The 18,093-nt window shown below is 67.2% G+C and carries 18 protein-coding genes; 13 read left to right on the top strand and 5 right to left on the bottom strand.

The features are described from left to right. Window positions 1-41 precede the first annotated feature (41 nt). The gene (gap, locus tag BLT64_RS01700) at window positions 42-1,043 is read left to right on the top strand and encodes a type I glyceraldehyde-3-phosphate dehydrogenase (RefSeq protein WP_011750690.1); all 1,002 of its coding nucleotides are present in this window, start codon (window positions 42-44) and stop codon (window positions 1,041-1,043) included. Between the two features lie 89 nt (window positions 1,044-1,132). Here the strand turns inward: gap and BLT64_RS01705 are convergent, their stop codons facing one another. Further along, window positions 1,133-1,447 (bottom strand): hypothetical protein, encoded by a 315-nt coding sequence (locus BLT64_RS01705; protein WP_011750691.1) that lies wholly within the window; start codon window positions 1,445-1,447, stop codon window positions 1,133-1,135. A gap of 130 nt (window positions 1,448-1,577) precedes the next feature. Here BLT64_RS01705 and pyrC point away from each other — a divergent pair, with 130 nt between their 5' ends. From pyrC to BLT64_RS01745, 8 genes are all read left to right on the top strand, one after another. After that, window positions 1,578-2,621 carry a dihydroorotase gene (gene pyrC, locus BLT64_RS01710; protein ID WP_011750692.1) on the top strand — a complete coding sequence of 348 codons (1,044 nt, stop codon included), beginning with the start codon at window positions 1,578-1,580 and terminating at the stop codon, window positions 2,619-2,621. After that, a complete protein-coding gene (locus tag BLT64_RS01715; RefSeq protein WP_011750693.1) occupies window positions 2,618-3,289 on the top strand; it encodes an orotate phosphoribosyltransferase in 672 nt (223 codons plus the stop codon). The genes pyrC and BLT64_RS01715 overlap by 4 nt, the downstream gene beginning before the upstream one ends. A gap of 232 nt (window positions 3,290-3,521) precedes the next feature. Then, window positions 3,522-5,021 (top strand): replicative DNA helicase, encoded by a 1,500-nt coding sequence (locus BLT64_RS01720; protein WP_011750694.1) that lies wholly within the window; start codon window positions 3,522-3,524, stop codon window positions 5,019-5,021. Further along, complete coding sequence (locus BLT64_RS01725; protein ID WP_011750695.1) at window positions 5,018-5,380, top strand: DMT family protein; 363 nt, start codon at window positions 5,018-5,020, stop codon at window positions 5,378-5,380. Before BLT64_RS01720 ends, BLT64_RS01725 begins: the two co-directional genes overlap by 4 nt. 63 nt (window positions 5,381-5,443) lie before the next feature. After that, complete coding sequence (locus BLT64_RS01730) at window positions 5,444-6,652, top strand: multidrug effflux MFS transporter (protein ID WP_011750696.1); 1,209 nt, start codon at window positions 5,444-5,446, stop codon at window positions 6,650-6,652. Window positions 6,653-6,713: 61 nt separating this feature from the next. Next, complete coding sequence (locus BLT64_RS01735; protein WP_011750697.1) at window positions 6,714-8,108, top strand: helix-turn-helix domain-containing protein; 1,395 nt, start codon at window positions 6,714-6,716, stop codon at window positions 8,106-8,108. Window positions 8,109-8,535: 427 nt separating this feature from the next. Then, the gene (locus tag BLT64_RS01740) at window positions 8,536-9,825 is read left to right on the top strand and encodes a M23 family metallopeptidase (RefSeq protein ID WP_041530486.1); all 1,290 of its coding nucleotides are present in this window, start codon (window positions 8,536-8,538) and stop codon (window positions 9,823-9,825) included. After that, window positions 9,815-10,312, top strand: a complete 498-nt coding sequence (locus BLT64_RS01745; RefSeq protein WP_011750699.1) for a bactofilin family protein — start codon at window positions 9,815-9,817, stop codon at window positions 10,310-10,312. Before BLT64_RS01740 ends, BLT64_RS01745 begins: the two co-directional genes overlap by 11 nt. Before the next feature lie 46 nt (window positions 10,313-10,358). Here the strand turns inward: BLT64_RS01745 and BLT64_RS01750 are convergent, their stop codons facing one another. The 4 genes from BLT64_RS01750 to BLT64_RS01770 form a co-directional block, all read right to left on the bottom strand. After that, window positions 10,359-11,222 (bottom strand): DUF2189 domain-containing protein, encoded by an 864-nt coding sequence (locus tag BLT64_RS01750; RefSeq protein ID WP_011750700.1) that lies wholly within the window; start codon window positions 11,220-11,222, stop codon window positions 10,359-10,361. A 54-nt stretch (window positions 11,223-11,276) separates the two neighbouring features. Further along, on the bottom strand, window positions 11,277-11,771 hold the full coding sequence (coaD, locus tag BLT64_RS01760; protein WP_011750701.1) for a pantetheine-phosphate adenylyltransferase: 495 nt from the start codon (window positions 11,769-11,771) through the stop codon (window positions 11,277-11,279). 109 nt (window positions 11,772-11,880) lie between these two features. Continuing rightward, a complete protein-coding gene (locus BLT64_RS01765; protein WP_011750702.1) occupies window positions 11,881-12,318 on the bottom strand; it encodes a CBS domain-containing protein in 438 nt (145 codons plus the stop codon). 92 nt (window positions 12,319-12,410) lie between these two features. Beyond that, a complete protein-coding gene (locus BLT64_RS01770; RefSeq protein ID WP_011750703.1) occupies window positions 12,411-13,304 on the bottom strand; it encodes a LysR family transcriptional regulator in 894 nt (297 codons plus the stop codon). 109 nt (window positions 13,305-13,413) lie between these two features. Between BLT64_RS01770 and BLT64_RS01775 the strand changes: the two genes are divergently transcribed. The 4 genes from BLT64_RS01775 to mmsB all read left to right on the top strand — a co-directional run bounded on the left by BLT64_RS01775 (window position 13,414) and on the right by mmsB (window position 18,062). After that, window positions 13,414-14,913: a CoA-acylating methylmalonate-semialdehyde dehydrogenase gene (locus BLT64_RS01775; RefSeq protein ID WP_011750704.1), complete on the top strand. Its 1,500-nt coding sequence runs from the start codon at window positions 13,414-13,416 to the stop codon at window positions 14,911-14,913. 123 nt (window positions 14,914-15,036) lie between these two features. Beyond that, complete coding sequence (locus BLT64_RS01780; protein ID WP_011750705.1) at window positions 15,037-16,182, top strand: acyl-CoA dehydrogenase family protein; 1,146 nt, start codon at window positions 15,037-15,039, stop codon at window positions 16,180-16,182. After that, window positions 16,183-17,190, top strand: a complete 1,008-nt coding sequence (locus BLT64_RS01785) for an enoyl-CoA hydratase/isomerase family protein (protein WP_011750706.1) — start codon at window positions 16,183-16,185, stop codon at window positions 17,188-17,190. Then, window positions 17,187-18,062, top strand: coding sequence for a 3-hydroxyisobutyrate dehydrogenase (gene mmsB, locus BLT64_RS01790; protein WP_011750707.1), 876 nt, complete (start codon window positions 17,187-17,189; stop codon window positions 18,060-18,062). Before BLT64_RS01785 ends, mmsB begins: the two co-directional genes overlap by 4 nt. The last annotated feature ends 31 nt before the right edge of the window (window positions 18,063-18,093 follow it).

The raw sequence follows: 18,093 nt of genomic DNA on the forward strand, positions 1-18,093 counted from the left end.
CTATTTGCAGCGCGGAACATCATCAGCGGCGGAGGAAACCTATGGCTGTAAAGGTAGCGATCAACGGCTTTGGCCGGATCGGTCGGAACGTGCTGCGCGCGATCATCGAATCGGGACGCAATGATATCGAGGTCGTGGCGATCAACGACCTCGGCCCGGTCGAGACCAATGCGCATCTGCTGCGCTACGATTCGGTCCACGGCCGCTTCCCCGCCGAGGTCAAGGTGACCGACGACTCGATCGATGTCGGCCGCGGCCCGATCAAGGTCACCGCGATCCGCAACCCGGCCGAACTGCCCTGGGGCGACATCGACGTGATCATGGAATGCACCGGCATCTTCGCCTCCAAGGAAAAGGTGCAGCCGCACCTGTCGACCGGAGCCAAGCGCGTGCTGATCTCGGCCCCCGGCGACAATGCCGACAAGACCATCGTCTATGGCGTGAACCACGACACGCTGACCAAGGACGACATCGTCGTCTCGAACGCCAGCTGCACCACCAATTGCCTGTCGCCCGTCGCCAAGGTGCTCAACGACAGCATCGGCATCGCCCGCGGCTTCATGACCACGATCCACAGCTATACCGGCGACCAGCCGACGCTGGACACCATGCACAAGGATCTGTATCGCGCCCGCGCCGCGGCGCTATCGATGATCCCGACCTCGACCGGCGCGGCCAAGGCCGTGGGCCTGGTGCTGCCGGAGCTCAAGGGCAGGCTGGACGGCGTCGCGATCCGCGTGCCGACCCCGAACGTCTCGGTCGTGGACCTGGTCTTCGAAGCCGCCCGCGACACCTCGGTCGAAGAGATCAACGAAGCGATCCGCACCGCCGCCAACGGTTCGCTGAAGGGCATCCTAGGCTATACCGACGAGCCGCTGGTTTCCTCGGACTTCAACCACGATTCGCACAGCTCGGTCTTCCACATGGACCAGACCAAGGTGATGGAGGGCCGGCTTTGCCGCATCCTGACCTGGTATGACAACGAGTGGGGCTTCTCGAACCGCATGTCCGACACCGCGGTCGCCATGGGCAAGCTGATCTGAGCCCCGTGACTCGGACGTGAAAAGCGAAACGCGCCCCCGGTAAACGGGGGCGCGTTTTCACATCCGGCCCAGGGCCGCGGCAGGCGCCTTCAGTCCTTGCCCGACAGGCGCCGCACGTTCGCGCGGGTGCGCCTGCGATAGGGCCGCAGCGCCGCCGCCATGACCCGATCGGCCCGCTCGCCCCGCCCGGCCGCGCGCAACGCGGCATGCAGCGCCTCGGAGGCGGCATCGGCCTTTTCGATCACCATGCGCTGCGGTTCGGCTGCGTCCTGTCGCAAAAGGCCCATCATGCCCGCCGTCCGCAAGGCAATGACCATCTGCGATTCCCAGGCCATGCGCGCCATCTGCTGCCACAGCATCAGCGGCGCCTGCATGGCCGAGTAGTTCATCATTCCGAAACCCATCACACGAATTCCCTTTGCGCGAACAACAGGCGAGAGAGGCTGCGCCCATGGCGACGAAATGCCAAGAGGCCGGCTGGGACGGATCTTTGCCCTATGGCCTTGCTGCCGCACCCGGTATACAGGAAAAATCATGACCAAATCCGTGACGCTCCGACGCCCCGACGACTGGCACCTGCACCTGCGCGATGGCGCCATGCTGCAGGCAGTGGCTTCATTTTCCGGCCATTTTGGCCGGGCGATCATCATGCCGAACCTGGTGCCGCCCGTGGTGACGGGGGCGCAGGCGGCCGCCTATCGCGACCGGATCCGGGCCGCGCTGGGTCCGAAAGTGACGTTGCGTCCATTGATGACGCTCTACCTGACCGAAACCACCGATCCGGCCGATGTGGTGGCCGCCCATGCCGGGGGAATCATCTCGGCCGTCAAGCTTTATCCGGCCGGGGCGACCACCAATTCGGCCTCGGGCGTGCGCGACTTCGACAAGGTGCGAGGCGTGCTGGAAGCCATGGCCGAAGCCGGCATCCCGCTGCTCTTCCATGGCGAGGTCACCGATCCGGCGGTGGACATCTTCGACCGCGAGGCGGCGTTCATCGACCGCGTGCTGGACCCGATCCGCCGCGCCACGCCCGGCCTGCGCGTGGTGATGGAACATATCACCACGTCGGACGGCGTGGATTATGTCGCCGCCAACGACGATATCGGCGCGACCATCACCACCCACCACCTGGTCATCAACCGCAACCACATCCTGGCGGGCGGCATCCGGCCGCATTACTACTGCCTGCCGGTCGCCAAGCGCGAAACCCACCGGCTGGCGCTGCGCAAAGCGGCGGTCTCGGGCGATGGGCGCTTCTTCCTCGGCACCGACTCGGCGCCGCATCCCGACCGCGCCAAGGAAGCGGCCTGCGGCTGCGCCGGCTGCTTCACCGCGCCGAACACCATGTCCATCCTGGCGCAGGTCTTCGAGGAGGAAGGCGCGCTCGACCGGCTCGAAGGCTTCGCCTCGCTCAACGGCGCCGCCTTCTACGGCATGGAGCCGAACCAGGACCGCATCCGGCTGGTCCGGCGCGACACGCCCGCCGAATATCCGACCCATATCGCCGCCGGCGACGAAACCGTCACCGTCTTCGACCCCGGCTTCCCGCTCTACTGGCACGTTGAGGACCCCGCATGACCCTGCCCTTCCCTCCGCATGAGGAAATCGCCCGGCTGACCGCCCGCATGCTGCTGGAGATCAAGGCGGTGCACTTCAACGCGGCCGAGCCCTTTACCTATGCCTCGGGGCTGAAGGGACCGACCTATATCGACTGCCGCAAGCTGATCAGCTTTCCGCGCATCCGCTCGACGCTGATGGATTTCCTGGCGGCGACCGTGCTGCGCGAAGCGGGCTTTGCCGCCTTCGACAATGTCGCCGGCGGCGAGACGGCGGGCATCCCCTTCGCCGCCTTCGTGGCCGAGCGGCTGGAACTGCCGATGACCTATGTGCGCAAGAAGCCCAAGGGCTACGGCCGCAACGCGCGGATCGAAGGCGCCATGACCGAGGGCCAGCGGGTGCTGCTGGTCGAGGACCTGACCACCGACGGCGGCTCGAAGCTGAGCTTCGTCGATGCGATCCGCGAGACCGGCGCGACCTGCGCCGATACGGCGGTGATCTTCTATTACGGCATCTTCCCCGAAACCACGCAGCGCCTGGCCGACCATGGCGTCCGGCTGCACTATCTCTGCACCTGGTGGGACGTGCTGGCCGAAGCCAAGGCGCAAGGCTTCTATGACGAGGCGACGCTCACCGAAGTCGAAAGCTTCCTGACCGATCCCCGCGCCTGGCAAGCCGCGCATCCCTGAAATCCCCGCGGCGGCTGCAGTGAGCTTCCGCACGGTCGCATGGGTATTTAGGAAACGGAAAGGCCGGGTGCCGCACCTTGTCTTTTCCGTTTTTCAAATACCCATGCCGCCCTTGCCACAGGCGCGGGGGCGGCAATTCGCCCACAGCTTATCCACAGCATATCCCGATGGACCCCGGGGCGCATAAGGTGGATAACGACCCCCAGCCGAGTCGGACGTCGGAGAGCATGGGATGAGCGAGTTGCGCGCCGTCGAAGTCAGGAAGCCCGGCGAGATCGCCGAGGCCGCCGCCGCGCAGGCGGTGCCCTTCTCGATCGAGGCCGAGCAGCAGTTGCTGGGTGCGCTCCTGACCAATAACGAGGTCTACGACCACGTTTCCCGCATCATCCAGGCGCGGCATTTCTACGATCCGGTCCATCGACGCATCTACGAGATCTGCGCCGAGCGCATCGCCAGGAACGCGCTGGCAAGCCCCGTGACGATCAAGGCCTTCATGGAGCACGACGCCGGGCTCAAGGAATTGGGCGGCCCGGCCTATCTGGCGCGGCTGGCGGGGGCGGCGATCTCGTCCCATGCCGCACGCGACTATGCGCAGATGATCCGCGAATTCGCCCTGCGCCGCGAGTTGATCGGGCTGGGCCAGGACATCGCCGCGCGTGCCTCGACCGTCTCGGTCAGCGATTCCGCCGAGGAGCAGATCAAGGAAGCCGAGCAGGTCCTCTACAAGCTCGGCGAGCAGGGCGTGGCCGAACGCGGGTTCCAGAGTTTCCTTGCCGCCGTCACCGGGGCCCTGAACGCCGCCAATGCCGCCTTCAGCCGGGGCGGCGGGCTGTCGGGCGTCTCGACCGGGCTGGTCGACCTCGACGGCAAGATGGGCGGGTTGAACCGATCGGACCTGATCATCCTGGCCGGCCGGCCCTCGATGGGCAAGACCTCGCTGGCGACCAACATCGCCTTCAACGTCGCCAAGTCGCACAAGCTGGGCGAATTGCCCGACGGCAGCCATGGCACGGTGGCGGGGGGCGTCGTCGGCTTCTTCAGCCTGGAGATGTCGGCAGAGCAGCTGGCCGCGCGCATCCTGTCCGAAGCCGCCGAGGTTCCCAGCGAGGCGATCCGCCGCGGCGACATGACCGAGGACGAGTTCCGCCGCTTCGTCAAGGCCGCGCATGACTTGCAGAACTGCCCGCTTTACATCGACGATACGCCGGCACTGCCGATCAATCAGTTGGCCGCGCGTGCCCGCAAGCTCAAGCGCACCATGGGGCTGGACCTGCTGATCGTGGACTATCTCCAGCTTCTGCGCGCAGCCTCGGCCAAGGACAGCCGCGTCAACGAGGTCAGCGAGATCACCCAGGGCCTCAAGGCCGTCGCCAAGGAACTGGACATCCCCGTCATCGCCCTGTCGCAGCTGTCGCGCCAGGTCGAGGCGCGCGAGGACAAGCGCCCGCAGCTTTCCGACCTGCGCGAATCCGGCAGCATCGAGCAGGACGCCGACATCGTGATGTTCGTCTTCCGCGAGGAATATTACCGCGAGCGCGAGAAGCCCGCCGACCACGACCTCGACAAGATGGCCACCTGGCAGCAGGTCATGGAATCCTGCCACGGCAAGGCCGAGGTCATCATCGGCAAGCAGCGCCACGGCCCCATCGGCACGGTCGAGCTGTCCTTCGAGGGCCGCTTCACCCGCTTCGGAAACCTGGAAAAACACCGCAGCTGGGATCCTGCCGAATGAACCTGCCGGTGCCTTTCGTCACCATCGGCCTGCTGATCCTGTCGAACCTGTTCATGACCGTCGCCTGGTACGGGCATCTGAAGTTCAAGGCCGCGCCGCTGCTGCTGGTCATCCTGGTCAGCTGGGGCATCGCCTTCTTCGAATACGTGTTGCAGGTGCCGGCGAACCGCAGCGGCTACGGGCATTTCAACGCCGCGCAGCTCAAGACCATCCAGGAGGTGATCAGCCTTTCGGTCTTCGTGCTGTTCTCCTGGGCCTGGCTGGGCGAGAAGCTGACCTGGAACGTGGCGGCCGGCTTTGCCTGCATCTGCTTCGGCGCCTTCCTGATCTTCCACAATTCCGGCAGCACTGCGCATTGACGCGAAACAGTACCGCGTAAACAGGCGATTGCCTTCGCCCGCCGGCCGGGCAAAGGTGCGGGCATGAGCAGCGCGCCCCCCTCCACCCCCCGCCGTCCAAGCATCCTGACGCTGGTTTCGATCTCGGCCGCCGGGGCGCTTTCGATGAATATCTTCCTGCCCTCGCTGCCGGCCATGGCGCGGGATTTCGGCGTGGAATACGGCTTCATGCAGCTGTCCGTCTCGGCCTTCCTGGCGGTCAGCGCGGTCCTGCAACTGCTTTGCGGCCCGATCAGCGACCGTTTTGGGCGCCGGCCGGTGGTGCTGGGCTCGTTTGCGATCTTCCTGCTGGCGACCCTTGGGGCGCTGCTGGCCACGGATGCCGGCTGGTTCATGCTTTTCCGCCTGATCCAGGCGGTGGTGACGACCGGCTTCGTCATCAGCCGTGCCGTGGTGCGCGACATCGTGCCGGCCGAACAGGCGGCCAGCATGATCGGCTATGTCACCATGGGCATGTCGCTGGTGCCGATGGTCGCGCCCACCCTGGGCGGCGTTCTGGACGAGACGCTGGGCTGGCGGGCCAGCTTCGTCGCCATGGGGCTGGCCGGGCTGGCGGTCATGACGCTGTGCGCCTTCGACCTGACCGAGACGGCGCGCGGCGGCGGCGTGCCGCTGCGCCAGCAGGTCGCGACCTATCCGGTCCTGGCCCGTTCGCAGCGGTTCTGGGGCTATGCGCTGGCCGCGACGCTCAGCGCCGGATCGTTCTACGCCTATCTGGGCGGCGCGCCCTTTGTCGGCCAGGTGGTGCTGCACCTGTCGCCGGCCGAGGTCGGCTACTGGTTCGCCGGCCCCTCGATCGGCTATGCGCTGGGGAATTACCTTTCGGCCCGGTTCTCGACCCGGATCGGCATGAACCGGATGATCCTGTCGGGAGCGCTGATCTGCTCGGTCTTCCTAGTGCTGGCGCTGGTGGTCGACCTGATGGGCGGGCTGACGCCGCTGGTCTTCTTCGGCTCGGTCGGGCTGATGGGGCTGGGCAACGGCATGCTCCTGCCCAACGCCAATGCCGGGATGATGAGCGTGCGCCCCGAACTGGCCGGCACCGCCAGCGGGCTGGGCGGCGCCATGGCGGTGGCGGGCGGCGCGGGCCTGGCCGCGCTGGCCGGCGCGCTGCTGCACGACGATACCGGCGCCTTGCCGCTGCTGGTCATCATGGCGGGGTCGGCCGTCGCCTCGATCGGCTTCATCCTGTGGGTCATGATCCGCGAAAGGCAGGTCATCAGCCGCGGCTGATCCCTCTTGCGGCAAGGCATTTGCAAAGCGTATCCCTGTCTTTGCAAAGCCAGGAGGTCAGATGGCCACCCAGAAGATCTATGCCGGCGTCGCGCTGCGCGAGACGCGTGCCCGCGCCGGGCTGACCCAGCGCGCCTTCGCCGACCGGCTGGGCGTTTCACTGCCCTATCTTTCGCAGATGGAGAACAACCACCGCCCGGTCTCGGCCGGGGTTCTGCTGCGGCTCGCCTCGGAATTCTCGGTCGATCTGGGCGCCATGGCGGTGGGCGATGCCGAGCGCATGGTGATGGACATGGCCGAGGCGCTGGCCGATCCGCTGTTCGACGCGACGCCGCCGCGTGCCGACCTGCGGCTGGCCGCGACCAATGCGCCGGCGCTGGCCCGCGCGTTCCTAGACCTCTATCGCGCCCATCGCGAGGGGCAGGAGCGGCTGGCCGCACTGGACGAGGCGCTTGGCGCCGGGGCGCAGAATGCCACGCCCTCGCCCTGGGAAGAGGTGCGCGACTTCTTCCATTACTGCGACAACTATATCGACGCCGTGGACCGCGCCGCCGAGCATTTCGCCCGTTCGCGTCCCGACCTGCGCCCGCTGGACCGCGCCATCGCCGCGCTGGCCGAGCGCGGCATCGAGGTGGTCATGGCCGAGTTGGGCAGCGGCCCGGTCTATCTGCGCGAGGGCAAGCGCATCACGCTGAACGCGGCGGCCGAGCCCGCGACGCAAGCCTTCCAGCTGTTGCATCTGCTGGCGCTGGAAACGCGCGGCGACCTTCTGGAAGCGACGCTGGAGCTTGCGCGGTTCCGCAGCGCCTCAGCCCGCGACATCGCGCGACTGGGGCTGGCGAACTATTTCGCCGGCGCGGCGATGATGCCCTATGCCCAGTTTCTTGCCACCGCCCGGACCGAACGGCACGACCTGGAACGGCTGGCGCATCTGTTCCACGCCTCGCTGGAACAGGTCGCGCATCGGCTCTCGACCCTGCAACGCGGCGGCGACCGGGGGGTGCCGTTCTTTTTCGTCCGCGTCGATCAGGCGGGCACGATCACCAAGCGCCACTCCGCCACGCGGATGCAATTCGCCCGTTTCGGCGGCGCCTGCCCGCTGTGGAACGTGCATCAGGCCTTCGAGACGCCCGGCCGCTTCCTGCGGCAACTGGCCGAGACGCCGGACGGCAAGCGTTACCTGCTGCTGGCGCGGGACGTATCGAAACCCGCGGGCGCCTTTGGCGCCCCCGTGCGCCGCTTCGCCATCGGGCTGGGCTGCGAGATCAGCCATGCCCGCGAGGTGGTCTATGCCGACGGGCTGGATATCGGCAATCCGCAGCTGTTCGAGCCGATCGGCGTCTCTTGCCGGATCTGCCCCCGGCCGAACTGCCATCAGCGTTCCGTGCCCCCCGTGGACCGCCATATCCGCATCCCCCCGGATCGGCCCGGGCCGCTGCCCTATGAGATCGCCTGAAACGGCCGCAAACGCCCCGAACCGCCGCACGGTTCCTGCGCCGGCCGCGAAAACCGCAAGGGAATCGCCCGGCCCGGCACCGGGATCAGGGCACCCTGCCCATTTGCGTGGCAAACTCCCCAGTCTGCGACAAATGGGCGCTGTGGCCGGCCGAAAGCGATCCGGGCAATCGTGCTGACAAATTATACTTTCCATTTCAGCCATTTGTCTGGATTATTCCCGAGATCAATCTTGGGTTGCATTGCCGATCGCCCTTGCCACCGGCGGATATCCACCCGCCGCTCGGGCATGGATCGGCGTCAATCCGCCCAAGGGATGTGCAGAGGCCCCACCGCTGTTGCGCTTTGAGCACAGGTCGGATTTATCCGTGCGCAGCCATGACCGCCTCTGCCCGGCAGGTCGGCCGAAACAATATGGACCCGGGACATTGCGCATCACTCATAGCCTGAATTCGGTGCTTGAGCGCTGGCTGCCAGAGCAGCGCCTCTTCCTGAAATCGGACAAAACGACCCGCTTCCTGCGGCTGCGTCCGGCCACGCAGCTTCTTGGCCTTGGCGGGATCGCACTGGTTTTCGGCTGGTCGATCATCGCCAGCTCGATCCTGGTCATCGACGCGATCAGCGCCGGCTCGGCCCGCGACGAGGCGCGGCTGGCGCAAAGCGCCTTCGAAGCGCGGCTGACCGACCTGTCCGCCGAACGCGACCGCCGCGCCGCCGAGGCCGCGGCCGCGCAGAACCGCTTTGCCGTCGCGCTGGACCAGGTGTCGCGCATGCAGTCGCTGCTGCTGGAATCCGAAGCGCAGCGGCGCGAACTGGAAACCGGCCTGGGCGCGGTGCAGGCCAGCCTGCAGGATGTCGTGAGGGCCCAGCACCAGGCCGAGGCCCTGGCCGCCGCCGATGGCGAGGCCGCCCCCGTCCGCACCGCCGAACTGCAAGCCGCACTGGACATCCTGTCGGGCGAACTGAAGCAGGCGGCCAGCCAGCGCATCGAGGCAGTGCAGCAGGCCGAGGACGCCAAGCGCCTTGCCGACGCCGTCACGCTGGAGCGCGACCAGATCGTCGCGCGCAACGACGAAATCCTGGCGCAGCTCGAAGATGCCGTCTCGGTCTCGGTCAAGCCGCTGGACGACATGTTCCGCGCCGTCGGCATGAACCCGGACGAGATCCTCAAGACCGTGCGCCGCGGCTATTCCGGCCAGGGCGGGCCGCTGAACCCGGTCAGCTATTCCTCCAGCGGCAATGCCGAGATCAGCCAGGGCGAGGCCAAGGCCAACGAGATCCTGATCACGCTGGACCAGGTGAACAGCTATCGCATCGCCATCGAGAAGATGCCACTGGCCATGCCGGTGAAGTCGGCTTTCCGCTATACCTCGCCCTTCGGCCGGCGCTGGGGCCGCGCGCATGAGGGCATCGACATGGCCGCCCCGGTCGGCACGCCGGTCTATGCCACGGGCGAGGGCACGGTAATCTTTGCCGGCTGGCAGCGCGGCTATGGCAACCTGATCAAGATCCAGCACGAGCTGGGCACCGAAACCCGCTATGGCCACCTGTCCAAGATTCGCGTGAAGGCCGGCCAAAAGGTATCGCGCGGCAGCCAGATCGGTGATATGGGCAATACCGGCAGATCGACCGGCTCGCATCTTCATTACGAAGTCCGCGTGAACGGCCGTGCCGTGAATCCCATGAGCTTCATCAAGGCAGCCCAAAATGTTTTCTAAGACCCGTGTCACCGAACCTGGCCCCCGCACCCAGCCGACCCCCGAGCCCGAACCCGCGCGCAGCCTCGACACGAGTTACGACATTCCGGCAGCCGCGCCGCGGGCGCGCACCACGCCTTCGGTCCTGTCCTCGGACCTGACCGTCACCGGCAATATCCAGACCCAGGGCGACATCCAGATCGAAGGCACGGTCGAGGGCGACATCCGTGCCCATCAGCTGGTCGTCGGCGAAAGCGCCACCATCCGCGGCGAGATCGTCGCCGAGGAGGTGGTGGTGAACGGCCGCGTCGTCGGCCGCGTCCGTGGCCTGAAGGTCCGCCTGACTGCCACCGCCCGCGTCGAAGGCGACATCATCCACAAGACCATCGCCATCGAATCCGGCGCCCATTTCGAAGGCTCGGTCCAGCGCCAGGAAGATCCGCTGGCCAATGGCGTCACCAAGAAGCTGGCGCCCCCCACCGCGCGCGAGGCCGACGCGGCCGAGTGATCGCAGGATCATCCGGCAGGACGGGCGGCCCTTGTGCCGCCCTTTTTCATGACATCGGCTCGGCGTCCGGCATCAGCAGGCGATACATGTGCCAGCTGGCATGGCCCAGCACCGGCAGCACGATGAACAGCCCCAGGAACAGCGGCACGATGCCGGCAAACAGCAACGTGGCGATCACCAGCGCCCAGGACAGCATGACCGGCAGATTGGCCCCGACCGCCTGAAAGCTGGCGATGATGGCCGAGGCCAGGTCCACCTCGCGGTCCAGGATCAGCGGCAGCCCGACCACGGTGATCGAGAACAGCAGCGCCGCAAAGCCCGCACCGATCGCCGTCCCTGCCACCAGCATGACCAGGCCGCGGCCCTGCAACAGCACCTCGGGCGAGGAGGTGATGTTGGTCAGCGCCGAAACGCCCATGAACAGCGCAAAGATGGTATGGGCGACAAAGACCCAGAACATGAACATCAACAGGATGACCATGGCCATCGAGGGCACCTGCCGGTCCTTTTGCGCGATGACGACGGCCAGCACCTCGCGCCAGATCAGCGGCCGGTCCGATTCGATGCGCCGGCTGACCTCGTAAAGACCGACGGCGGCAAAGGGCGCGATCAGCGGAAAGCCGACGACGAAGGGCATCAACCACCATTCCTGCCCCGCAGCCGTGGCGACCGTAGTCAGCACCAGCCCGCCCATGACATAGAAGGCCGCGAACAGCAGGCCAAAGGCGGGGGCGCGGCGGAAATCCCGCCAGCCCGCCGCCAGCACCGCCGGAATGGCGTCAAGGCCGATCACCGCCGGCAGCGGGATCTCGTCCGGGCCCGGATCGGGCAAGGGGTCGGGCAGCGGCTCCCGCTCGGGATCGGGAATCGGGGTGGGAATGGGTTTGGGGTCCGAATCGGTCACGACCATCTGTTCCTCCGTCGATGGGACAAAGGTTAGCAGGCCGATGGTAAAGAAACAGCCTCAGCGCGCGAAACGGCCGACCAGCGCATCCCTGACGGTGGGCGAGACGAATTTCGAGACGTCCCCGCCCAGCCGCGCGATCTCCTTGACCAGCTTCGAGGCGATGGCCTGGCGGCGGGCATCGGCCATCAGGAACACGGTCTCGATGCTGTCGTCCATGGCCCGGTTCATGCCGACCATCTGGAATTCGTATTCGAAATCCGCCACCGCCCGCAGCCCGCGCACGATGACCGTGGCGCCGACATCGCGGGCGCAATCGATCAGCAGGTTCTCGAACGGGTGGACGACGATCTCGCCGCCGCGCTTGGCGACGATCCGGTCGCATTCCTCGCGCACCATGGCGACGCGATCCTCAAGCGCGAACAGCGGGCTCTTGTCGCGGTTGATGGCGACGCCGATCACCAGCCGGTCCACCAACTCCAGCGCGCGCTGGATGATGTCCTGATGACCCAGAGTGATGGGATCGAAGGTGCCTGGGTAAAGCCCGATGCGCATGGGATTGCCTTCTCCTCGCCGAATGCCGACAGTCAAACAGGGTTTCGCCAAGGAATGCAAGGCCATGCGCCCATCCGGCGATTCGCGGGACGGGCGGGAAGGCGCCGGCTCAATTGCCCATGATCATGCCGGTCAGGGCCTCTTTCTCGGCCGCAAGCTCCTTGAGCCGGGCCGAGACCGCATCGCCGATCGAGATCAGCCCCACCATCGCGCCCGCCTCGTCCACCACCGGCAGGTGGCGGAAACGGCCCTGGGTCATGCGGTCCAGAATCACCAGCGCGTCCTCGCCTGTGGTGCAGGTCGCAAGCTTGTGGGTCATCAGTTCGGTGATCGGCAGGCCAAGCACATCGGCGCCGCGCCGGCCCAGTTCGCGCACGATGTCGCGTTCGGACAGGATGCCCAGCGGAACCTTGCCATCCTCGGAGACCACGATCGCACCGATGCGCTTTTCCGAGAGCAGCTTGGCGGCATCGGCCACGCTGGCGCCCGGGGCGACGGTGAAAATCTCGCCGCTGGCTTTCATCGAAAGGATCTGGTTGACGAGCATTGCTATTCCTCCTCAGGCTGGCGAAGGCTGTCCTGGCGCCCAGCGTCACCTCAACCCGCGCTTGCGTCAAGCCCGATGTCGCAGTGCAGCGATCAAGGGACGACAAGCGCCTGAAGCCGCGCCACCTCGGCCCGGATGCCCTGCGCCAGCGCATCCGCCAGCCGGTTCATCCGCTGCGAGCGGCGGTCGTCGGCGTGCCGGATCAGCCAGAAGCTGCGCCTGAGCGAAATCTGGTCTGCCAGAACCCGCCGCACGCCGGGGCAAAAGGGAATCGCAAAGTCGTGCACGATGCCCAGCCCCGCCCCCACCCGGATCGCCTGCATCTGCACCGAGACCGAGTTCGAGGTCAGCGCCGCCCATTCCGCGCCCGTCTCGGTCAGGTAATCCAGTTCGCGGTCGAAGATCATGTCGGCGATATAGCCGATCATGCGATGACCGCGCAGATCCTCGCGCGAGCGGATCGGCGGATGGGCGCGCAGGTAATCCTCATGCGCCGCCAGGTGCAGCTGATAGTCGGTCAGCCGCTGCACCACCAGCCGCCCCGCCTGCGGCTGCGAAACGGCGATGGCCATGTCCGCCTCGCGCTTGGACAGGTTGAAGACCCGCGGCAGCGCGACGATCTGGATCTCCAGCTGCGGATGCGCCTCGGAAAGGCGCGCGCAGACCTGCGGCAAAAGATAGTTCGCGCAGCCGTCCGGCGCGCCGATGCGCAGCTGTCCCGTCAGGTCGCCCGGCCCGCTCAGCGCCTCTTCGGCACCGCTCAGCGCCGCCTCGACCGCCTCGGCATGGGGAAGCAGCCGCTCGCCCTCGGGCGCCAGCGCATAGCCCTGCGGCGTCTTGACGAAAAGCTTGGCCCCCAGCGCGCCTTCCAGCCGCGCCACCCGCCGGCCCACCGTCGAGGCGTCGATGCCGAGCCGGCGACCGGCCCCCGACAGGCTGTCGGCGCGCGCCACGGCCAGAAAGATGCGCAGGTCGTCCCAGTCCATGCCGGCCACCTTTGCAGAAATGCAAAACCCTTTTGCCAGACTTCCTCTTTTTCCGGCAATGCTGCAAGTCTATGATCCGCCCGAACCGTGAAACCCTCGGGAGGCACCCATGGAAGAACTTTCGCACTGGATCGACGGCAAAGAGGTCAAGGGCACCTCGGGCCGCTTCAGCGATGTCATGAACCCGGCGACCGGCGAAGTGATCGCCCGCTTGCCGCTGGCCACCCCGGCCGAGCTGGACGCCGCCGTGCGCAGCGCCGAAAAGGCGCAGGTCGCCTGGGCCGCCACCAACCCGCAGCGCCGCGCGCGGGTGATGATGAAATTCGGCCAGCTCATTAACGACAACATGGACAAGCTGGCCGAGCTGGTCTCGCGCGAGCATGGCAAGACCCTGCCCGATGCGCGCGGCGACGTGCAGCGCGGCCTTGAGGTGATCGAGGTCTGCATGGGCGCGCCGGCGCTGCTCAAGGGCGAGTTCACCGACAATGGCGGCCCCGGCATCGACCTTTACTCGATGCGCCAGCCGCTGGGCGTGGTCGCGGGCATCACCCCCTTCAACTTCCCGGCGATGATCCCGCTGTGGAAGATGGGTCCGGCGCTGGCTTCGGGCAACGCGATGATCCTGAAGCCGTCCGAGCGCGTGCCCTCGACCTCGATCATGCTGGCGAAACTGGCACAAGAGGCCGGGCTGCCCGACGGCGTGCTGCAGGTCGTCAACGGCGACAAGGAGATCGTGGACGCGATCCTGGACCACCCGACTGTGCAGGCCGTGGGCTTCGTGGGCTCGACCCCGATCGCGCAATACATCTATGGCCGCGCCGCCGCCAACGGCAAGCGCGCGCAATGCTTCGGCGGCGCCAAGAACCACATGCTGATCATGCCCGATGCCGACCTGGACAAGGCGGCGGACGCGCTGGTCGGCGCCGGCTTCGGCGCGGCGGGCGAACGCTGCATGGCGATCTCGGTCGCGGTGCCGGTCGGCGACAAGACTGCCGACGCGCTGATCGAACGGCTGATCCCCAAGATCGAAAAGCTGAAGGTCGGCCCCTATACCGCCGGCGATGACGTGGATTTCGGCCCGGTCATCACCAAGGCGGCGCAGGAGCGCATCAACCGCCTGATCGATTCCGGCGTGGAACAGGGCGCCAAGCTGGTCGTGGACGGTCGCGGGCTGAAGATCCAGGGCTATGAGAACGGCTTCTTCTGCGGCCCGTCGCTCTTCGACAACGTGACCCGCGACATGGAGATCTACAAGGAAGAGATCTTCGGCCCGGTGCTCTCGACCGTGCGGGCGCAAAGCTACGAGGATGCGCTGAACCTGGTCATGGACAACGACTATGGCAACGGCACGGCGATCTATACCGCCGACGGCGACACAGCGCGCGACTTCGCCAGCCGGGTGAACGTGGGCATGGTCGGCATCAACTTCCCGATCCCGGTGCCGCTGAGCTACTACACCTTCGGCGGCTGGAAGAAGTCGGCCTTCGGCGACCTGAACCAATACGGCCCGGACGCCTTCCGCTTCTACACCAAGACCAAGACCGTCACCGCCCGCTGGTTCTCGGGCATCAAGGACGGCGTGGCGCTGAACTTCAAGGCCATGGACTAAGCGACTTTCGGGCGGGGGCGGAGACGCCCCCGCCCTTTTCCGCGCAAGCCTGCAAAACTTGCGCAACATTTCCCGGCCATGACCGGCAAGATACATCATCACGAAAGACATGAGGGGGAGCACATGGATTTCGCGCTGAGCGAAGAGCAGCAGGCGATATTCGATCTGGCCCGGGATTTCGGGACGGCGGAAATCGCGCCCCAAGCCCGCGCCTGGGAAGAGGCGGGCACCATTCCGCGCGAACTGTGGCAAAAGGCCGCCGAGCTGGGTTTCGGCGGCGTCTATGTCGGCGAGGAACACGGCGGCACCGGGCTTTCGCGCCTGGACGCGACGCTGGTCTTCGAGGCGCTGGCCATGGCCTGCCCCTCGGTCGGCTCGTTCCTGTCGATCCACAACATGTGCGGCGGCATGATCGACAAGTTCGGCACCGACGCGAACAAGGCGCGCTGGCTGCCCGGCCTGTGCAGCATGGAAAAGGTGTTCTCCTATTGCCTGACCGAGCCGGGCTCGGGCTCGGACGCCGCCGCGCTGCGCACGCGGGCCGAGCGGGTCGAGGGCGGCTGGAAGCTGAACGGCACCAAGGCCTTCATCTCGGGCGGCAGCTATTCGGATTGCTATCTGGTCATGGTCCGCACCGGGCAGGACGGGCCGCGCGGCATCTCGACCATGGTGGTCGAGGCCGGCACGCCCGGCCTCAGCTTCGGCGCGCTCGAGCACAAGATGGGCTGGAAGGCGCAGCCGACCGCCCAGGTGCAGTTCGACGATTGCGTGATCCCCGAGGAAAACCTGATCGGCGAGGAAGGCCGGGGCTTCGCCTATGCCATGGCGGGCTTGGACGGCGGGCGGCTGAACATCTCGGCCGGTGCGCTTGGCGGCGCGCAGGCGGCGCTGGACGCGACGCTGCGCTACATGGGCGAGCGTCGCGCCTTTGGCCAGACGCTGGACCAGTTCCAGGCGCTGCAATTCCGCCTGGCCGAGATGGAGACGGCGCTGCAATCCTCGCGCATCTTCCTGCGCCAGGCGGCATGGAAGCTGGACCGGGGCGACCGCGACGCCAGCAAGTTCTGCGCCATGGCCAAGCTGCATGTGACCGACCGCGCCTTCGAGGTCGCCAATCAGTGCCTGCAATTGCATGGCGGTTACGGCTATCTTGCCGATTACGGGATCGAAAAGATCGTGCGCGACCTGCGCGTGCACCAGATCCTGGAAGGCACCAATGAAATCATGCGGCTGATCGTCGGCCGCGGCCTGCTGGCGGAGCGTGACTGAATGGCCGAGATGATCATCCGCAAGGACCGCCGCGCCGGGCGCCTGACCTTCAACCGCCCGCAGGCGCTGAACGCGCTGAGCCACGAGATGGCGCTGGCCATCGACGCGGCGCTGCAAGAGTGGCGCGACGATCCCGAGGTGGCGCTGGTCGTCATCGATGCCGAGGGCGAGCGCGCCTTCTGCTCGGGCGGCGACATCGCCGCGGTCTATCGCGCCGGGCTGGAAGGCGACCACCGGGTCGGCCGCGAGTTCTTTCGCGACGAATACCGCATGAACGCGCGGATCGCCGAATATCCCAAGCCCATCGTCGCCTTCATGCAGGGCTTCGTGATGGGCGGCGGCGTCGGCGTCGGCGGCCATGCCAGCCACCGCATCGTCGGCGACAGCACCCAGATCGCCATGCCCGAAACCGGCATCGGCCTGATCCCGGACGTGGGCGGCAGCTGGCTTCTGGGCCATGCGCCCGGCCGCTGCGGCGAATACCTGGGCCTGACCGGCGCGCGGATCGGCGCCGGCGACGCGATCTTCACCGGCTTTGCGGACAGCTATATCCCCGAGGCGGAATGGCCGGCGCTGATCGAGCGGCTGGCCGAGACCGGCGACGTGGCGGCGCTCGCGCCCCACCCCCGCCCCGAGGCGCCGCTGGAGGGCCGCGACCTTTCGGCCTTCGGCGGCCATACCGTGGCCGAGATCGTCGCCGCGCTGGAGGCGGCGGGCGACGAGGCGGCGCTGAAGCCGCTGCGCCGCAACTCGCCCCTGTCGATGGCGGCTACGCTGGCGCTGGTGCGTGCCGCGCGCGGCGATGCTAGCCTGCGCGACAGCCTGGCGCGAGAGCTGCGCTTTACCGCCCGCGCCACGGCCGAGAGCGATTTCCTGGAAGGCGTGCGGGCGCAGATCATCGACAAGGATCGCAACCCGCAATGGTCGGCCGATGCCAGCCCGGCGCATGTCGAGGCGATGCTGGCACCGCTGGGCGAGGACGAAATCGAATGGGAGAACGGCAAATGAAGATCGGATTCATCGGCTTGGGCAATATGGGCGGCCCGATGGCGGCCAATCTGGCCAAGGCGGGGCACAAGGTCGCGGGCTTCGACCTGGCCGCGCCGATGCCCGGGGGCGTCGTCAAGGCCGCCAGCGCCGCCGAGGCTGCCGCGGGCGCCGAGGTGGTGATCACCATGCTGCCGAACGGCGCCATCCTGCGCGCGGTCGCGGATGAGATCGTCCCGGCCATGGCCGCGGGCGCGGTGTTCTGCGATTGCTCGACGGTGGACGTGGAAAGCGCCCGCGCGGTGGCCGGGCAGGCGCAGGCGGCGGGCCTGGGCGCGCTGGACGCGCCGGTCTCGGGCGGGGTCGGCGGTGCCACCGCCGGCACGCTGACCTTCATGGTCGGCGGTTCGGCCGAGGCTTTCGACAAGGTGAAGCCGCTCTTCGACATCATGGGCCAGAAGGCGGTGCATTGCGGCGAGGCGGGCGCCGGCCAGGCCGCCAAGATCTGCAACAACATGATCCTGGGCGTGACCATGATCGCCACCTGCGAGGCATTTGCGCTGGCCGACAAGCTGGGGCTGGACCGCGCGAGGATGTTCGACGTGGTATCGACCTCCTCGGGCTATAGCTGGTCGATGAACGCCTATTGCCCTGCGCCGGGGGTGGGGCCGGCGTCGCCTGCCGACAACGGCTACAAGCCGGGCTTCGCCGCCGAGCTGATGCTCAAGGATCTGCGGCTGTCCCAGCAGGCCGCCGAGGCCGCGGATGCCGACACGCCGATGGGCGAACTGGCCGCCGCGCTCTATGCCCGCTTCGTCGAGGACGAGGACGGAAAGGGCCGCGATTTCTCGGCCATGCTGCCCAGATTCGAGGCTCGGCACCGGCAGGGCTGATTTCTCGCATTCGTGAGGGAGCCGATCGGGG

The sequence above is a fragment of the Paracoccus denitrificans genome, assembly GCF_900100045.1.
Classification (GTDB): Bacteria; Pseudomonadota; Alphaproteobacteria; order Rhodobacterales; family Rhodobacteraceae; genus Paracoccus; species Paracoccus denitrificans.

Excerpts from the sequence above, each read along its gene's own strand:
- BLT64_RS01705 (WP_011750691.1), bottom strand. The coding sequence starts at position 1,447 with ATGGGTTTCGGAATGATGAACTACTCGGCCATGCAGGCGCCGCTGATG.
- BLT64_RS01725 (WP_011750695.1), top strand. The coding sequence starts at position 5,018 with ATGAACCTGCCGGTGCCTTTCGTCACCATCGGCCTGCTGATCCTGTCG.
- gap (WP_011750690.1), top strand. The coding sequence starts at position 42 with ATGGCTGTAAAGGTAGCGATCAACGGCTTTGGCCGGATCGGTCGGAAC.
- BLT64_RS01780 (WP_011750705.1), top strand. The coding sequence starts at position 15,037 with ATGGATTTCGCGCTGAGCGAAGAGCAGCAGGCGATATTCGATCTGGCC.
- mmsB (WP_011750707.1), top strand. The coding sequence starts at position 17,187 with ATGAAGATCGGATTCATCGGCTTGGGCAATATGGGCGGCCCGATGGCG.
- BLT64_RS01765 (WP_011750702.1), bottom strand. The coding sequence starts at position 12,318 with ATGCTCGTCAACCAGATCCTTTCGATGAAAGCCAGCGGCGAGATTTTC.
- BLT64_RS01715 (WP_011750693.1), top strand. The coding sequence starts at position 2,618 with ATGACCCTGCCCTTCCCTCCGCATGAGGAAATCGCCCGGCTGACCGCC.
- BLT64_RS01770 (WP_011750703.1), bottom strand. The coding sequence starts at position 13,304 with ATGGACTGGGACGACCTGCGCATCTTTCTGGCCGTGGCGCGCGCCGAC.
- BLT64_RS01735 (WP_011750697.1), top strand. The coding sequence starts at position 6,714 with ATGGCCACCCAGAAGATCTATGCCGGCGTCGCGCTGCGCGAGACGCGT.
- BLT64_RS01730 (WP_011750696.1), top strand. The coding sequence starts at position 5,444 with ATGAGCAGCGCGCCCCCCTCCACCCCCCGCCGTCCAAGCATCCTGACG.
- BLT64_RS01775 (WP_011750704.1), top strand. The coding sequence starts at position 13,414 with ATGGAAGAACTTTCGCACTGGATCGACGGCAAAGAGGTCAAGGGCACC.
- BLT64_RS01720 (WP_011750694.1), top strand. The coding sequence starts at position 3,522 with ATGAGCGAGTTGCGCGCCGTCGAAGTCAGGAAGCCCGGCGAGATCGCC.
- coaD (WP_011750701.1), bottom strand. The coding sequence starts at position 11,771 with ATGCGCATCGGGCTTTACCCAGGCACCTTCGATCCCATCACTCTGGGT.
- BLT64_RS01745 (WP_011750699.1), top strand. The coding sequence starts at position 9,815 with ATGTTTTCTAAGACCCGTGTCACCGAACCTGGCCCCCGCACCCAGCCG.
- pyrC (WP_011750692.1), top strand. The coding sequence starts at position 1,578 with ATGACCAAATCCGTGACGCTCCGACGCCCCGACGACTGGCACCTGCAC.
- BLT64_RS01785 (WP_011750706.1), top strand. The coding sequence starts at position 16,183 with ATGGCCGAGATGATCATCCGCAAGGACCGCCGCGCCGGGCGCCTGACC.
- BLT64_RS01750 (WP_011750700.1), bottom strand. The coding sequence starts at position 11,222 with ATGGTCGTGACCGATTCGGACCCCAAACCCATTCCCACCCCGATTCCC.